We start from the raw sequence: 905 nt of genomic DNA, 5'->3' as shown, positions 1-905 counted from the left end.
CTGGTCACCCGCAGAGCTGGTCGCCGACCGAGCGCAGGGCCTCCAGGTTGGAGATCTCGAACGGCAACGACGGCACGCCCACGATCCGCACGTCCGGATGGGTGTCGGTGAACGACTCCAGCAGGCGGACCTCCTGCTTGGCCGTGCCGGCCCGGTCGGCGTGGATCCGCAGCACCGCCTCGGCCTCCGGGTTCCCCGCCAACCGGTCGGCCGCGGCACACGCCTGCTCGGCCGTGAGGTCGGTCAGTCGGGGGTGGGTGCGGTTGATCACGACCCCCGCGAGCGGCATCTCCTCCTCCGAGAGCCGCTCGGCGAAGAACGCGGCCTCGCGCAGGGCGGGACGTTCCGCGGACGAGACCACCAGGAACTCGGTGCCCTTGCGGCGCAGGATCGCCTGGGTGCGCGAGGCCCGGGTGGCGAATCCACCGAACGTGGAGTCCAGCGCCACGACCATCTCGGAGGCGTCCTTGAGCATGGACGAGCCGACGACGGCCGAGACCCCCCGCATCGCCGTGCTCATGGCGCCGGTCATCAACCGGCCGACCCCGCGACCGGGCGCCGCGAACACCCGCATGAGACGGCTGTCCATGAACGCGCCCAGTCGGCGCGGGGCGTCGAGGAAGTCGAGGGCGTTGCGGGAGGGAGGGGTGTCGACGACGACGAGGTCCCACGTCGAGTCGTCGAGCAACTGGCCCAGCTTCTCCATGGCCATGTACTCCTGCGTGCCGGCGAAGGAGGTGACCATGGTCTTGTAGAAGTGGTTGTCCAGGATGGACTGCGCCTTCTCGGGCGTGGTGTTGGCGGTGACCAGCTCGTCGAACGTGCGACGCATGTCGAGCATCATCGCGTGCAGCGACCCGTCCGAATCCGCGTGCTCGGGTCCCAGGTCCACCCGGGACGGCTCG

The 905-nt window shown here is 70.2% G+C and carries 1 protein-coding gene; it reads right to left on the bottom strand.

The genetic code is table 11. The features are described 5' to 3' along the window. Positions 1 to 4 precede the first annotated feature (4 nt). The coding region (locus tag G6020_RS13570; protein ID WP_241732716.1) for an ArsA-related P-loop ATPase at positions 5 to 905 on the bottom strand (901 nt) is incomplete at its 5' end.

It is taken from the genome of Dietzia sp. B19, from assembly GCF_014145155.1.
Lineage (GTDB): Bacteria > Actinomycetota > Actinomycetes > Mycobacteriales > Mycobacteriaceae > Dietzia > Dietzia natronolimnaea.
The sequence above is the reverse complement of the archived record's forward strand: the minus strand, read 5'-3'. Positions and strand labels throughout refer to the sequence as shown.